Raw genomic sequence first — 3418 nt, forward strand, 5'->3', positions numbered from 1 at the left:
CAGCAACAAATCTATTTGAAAGATTTGGTTCAGTTTTTATTTTTTTCATGATTCAGTTCAAAAATGGATGCCAACGGATTTGTATAATGCGCGTTCTGCGCTCATAAATTTAGTTATTTTTCAATTAGGGTAGGGAAGTGGTGGTTTTTTGTAATCTTTTTCAACAGTTTGATCATTCGCGCAGTCAATGCGCATTATACGTTGTTGGGCACAGTTATTCTATTAATATTGGCCAATGAATGGAAAACTTATTTCTATATCTATCAGTTTCCATTTCTACACTTCCTCCACAGAAAGTTGAGTCCACAGTAATTTTCCCTCCATGTGCATTTATAATTTTCTGAGAAATATACAGACCACTTCCTGAACCTGAACGTTGTCTATCACCAGAATAAATCCCTCTATAACCAAGATTGAAAATTAATCCTTGAGATATTTCATCGTGGGTAATTTTACACCCTTCATTTGTTACTGATATAATTAAATTTTCACCTTCTTGCTCATAATCAACTTTTACTTCTAAATAATTATCAGGCATTCCTTTGAAAGAATATTTTATCGCATTGGTTATTATATTCGATAGAACAATATGAAATTGACTAGGAATTGCGTCAACAGTCTTTTTGTAATGATTAAAACCTTGATTCAAAGTAATGTTTTTTTCTTCTGCACTTGAACTTAATCCCTCAAAAATTTCATTCACCACAATATGTACTGGAACTCTCCGAAGCATATTTAGATTAAATTCTTGAGAAGTTGAAAGTATAAGTTGAATCTCAGTTGCTAATTTATTGAGAGATGAAAAGTTGTGAGATAGTCTCTGTAATGAGTCATCAACGTCATTACCGTTTTCTATGTTTTTTAAATCAGCCATAGCACCCTGTAATGGCGTGAAGAATTGATGTGAAATTGATTGAATTGACAATCCAATTCTACCAATCAATAGGGTTTCGAGCAAACCTTCAATATATTTTTTTCTTGTTTTTTGAATTGTATAATCTAAACTAATTTCATTTAGCTCGTTAACTATAGCTTCTCTTTGTTGTTTTAACTTTCTTGGTAGACTACTTAGGAGCTCACTAATTCTCTTAGATTTTTTAAGGTCTAAAATCGAGAAGACTGATATTCTTTGGTGACTTGTAGAAGTATCATAGGATTTTTTCGATACTGTAAAGCCGAAAGGACACGTTTTTTCCCAAATATCTAGGTTTGAGTTTTCTCTATAGAATTCCTTACAAGCTGGATGATTAATAGAACATATTTGGAATTGGTTTTTTCCATTATTATAATAGGGCTTGTCTGTATTTTTTACCACAACAGAATTCTGATATCTCCCACTTTCTTTAGTGATTACAGAATTAATGGTTTCTTTGACTTGTTTGATATTAAGCATCTAAAGCGATATTGGATGATAGTTTCGAAATTATTGTAGTCATTGATTTAGCGCTCCTTAAAAGTTTGATTATTTTTTCAATTTTCGTTACAACATCTTCCTCTTTCTTAACCAATTTTGTTTCTAAAGATTTTCGTAAATAATGCAATTTTATTCTTTTTATAAAACCTAAATCCCTCTTTAATTCTATATCAATTTTGTTTAACTCTTTTAATAATAGAATGGAAGCCCAAAATTTATCGTGATAGTACCTCAAAATCATATCGACATCATTTGCCAAATCAGATGCCAAAACGGGCTTTTTACGGACTCCATCTGCTAAATTTAGTATGTCTCTAACTTCCGGTGATGGATTTTGTCCTGTAATAACTAATATAGGTAAGTTTGGGTTTCTTTGTTTTAAAAGTTGTAAAACTCCAAGACCATCCATTTCAGTCATATCTTGAGCGACATCATTTAAATCCAAGAGAATAATATCATAATGCTCATTCAAGATATCATTAATAGAAGGTGATTTTTTGAATTTATTAAGGTTTGTGAATCCCTCTGTTTTTAGACCGTCAAAGAAGCTTTTTAAATCCTTAACCTCATTGTCAATTATGCAGATTTTAGAATTTCTTATTTTCCTTAAAGTTGAATTTGAGAGTCCTTTTTCATATAATTCAATTTCAAGTTTTTTTAATTCTGTATTGGTTAGCATAGTTTAGTTTTAATTGTGCCCAACGGATTTGTATAACGTGTCGTTGCACGGAATGTAAGTTACGGTTTTTTCAGTTTTGGAGAATTGTTTCTTTTCACTGACGTATTTTTCATTCGCTTAACCCTTTCGTGCTATGCACGTTATACGTTGTTAGGTAGCGTTTGACTCACTTTTTCCATTTTTTCAATCCAATAACGTCTTTTCTTATGTCCTTTTTCCATTTTTTTCCAAACCTATTTGTCAAATATTCAAAAATGACCTCATTATAAGCTTCAATATATTTTTCTTGTGGTCCGGTACATCCAAAGTCAAAAAGATAAATATCATATTTTTTCTCAAACGCCAAATCTGTTGTATAGATTACGGGAGCAATTCCTCCCACTAAAAAGAGAAATGGATTTCCGTTTTTAATATCAATTTCAGCTAAAGTTTTTGCCTCACTTTCCGATGAAATGAAATTCAACTTCAGAGCTCCTGAACTATTCAATTGCTCCTCAGTCAATTCGCCTAATCGGCTGAAGATCATTTTTTCATCATCAGTTTGCGCAATTGATGAAAAAGTCAGAAGTCCAAAAAGTATAATTATCGTTTTTTTCATATCACAAATGCTACCTAACGGTATTGTATAACGCTCCACGTGGTGCGTGGGTGAAAGTTACATATTTTTCAATTAAAGAATTGTTTAAAAAATTATCGGAATTTTCACTCGTTTAACCAGCTACGCAACATGAGCGTTATACGGTGTTGGCATTAGTAATTTTTATTCGGTTTTTTGTTTTTCCGTTATCAGATATTAAAGTCAGTTCATTATTCTCATCCTTTTCAATAGTCCAATGAAACGACTTTATTCCAGTTTCCAAAACTTCTATTTTATTCTTTAATCTGTCATAATAAATCAAGTCATTATTTGCTCTGGTATGAACTCCGTTTTTAATCGGATTAGAATTCCACTTTTGCAAATAAACTCCGTTTTCCGTTCTGTAAAACCAGTCTCCGAAGAATTCCTTCCCGAAAATATTTTTTGGTTCAGTTTTTAAGTGAATAAAAGCAGGTCCGAATCTTAATTCGCCAGCATACTTACTCAATAAATTTAATTCCGAAAATGAAGTCAATATTGACCATTCCTTTTTTTCATCAGTATACGGGTCATATTCCGAATTTTTATCAATCCGAATTTTTTGTAATAGAAGTACAAGAACTAAAATCCCAAGGGTTATATATAAAATTGTCGATGTATCCATTATTAATGCCAACGGTCTTGTATAACGTATCGTAACGTGGTCTGTGAATTTACAAATTTTTCAGATAGGGAAGAAGCTACATTG

Annotated in this window: 4 protein-coding genes; all 4 read right to left on the reverse strand. The window is 31.7% G+C overall.

All coding sequences use genetic code 11. The features are described from left to right. Positions 1-214: 214 nt before the first annotated feature. Complete coding sequence (locus I4Q58_RS15280) at positions 215-1393, reverse strand: sensor histidine kinase (protein ID WP_203296777.1); 1179 nt, start codon at positions 1391-1393, stop codon at positions 215-217. Further along, on the reverse strand, positions 1386-2093 hold the full coding sequence (locus tag I4Q58_RS15285; protein ID WP_203296778.1) for a response regulator: 708 nt from the start codon (positions 2091-2093) through the stop codon (positions 1386-1388). Before I4Q58_RS15285 ends, I4Q58_RS15280 begins: the two co-directional genes overlap by 8 nt. Positions 2094-2259: 166 nt before the next feature. Continuing rightward, the gene (locus tag I4Q58_RS15290) at positions 2260-2691 is read right to left on the reverse strand and encodes an FEKKY domain-containing protein (RefSeq protein WP_203296779.1); all 432 of its coding nucleotides are present in this window, start codon (positions 2689-2691) and stop codon (positions 2260-2262) included. Positions 2692-2827: 136 nt separating this feature from the next. Further along, a complete protein-coding gene (locus I4Q58_RS15295; protein ID WP_203296780.1) occupies positions 2828-3334 on the reverse strand; it encodes a hypothetical protein in 507 nt (168 codons plus the stop codon). Positions 3335-3418: the final 84 nt, after the last annotated feature.

Source organism: Luteirhabdus pelagi (genome assembly GCF_016827595.1).
GTDB lineage: Bacteria > Bacteroidota > Bacteroidia > Flavobacteriales > Flavobacteriaceae > Luteirhabdus > Luteirhabdus pelagi.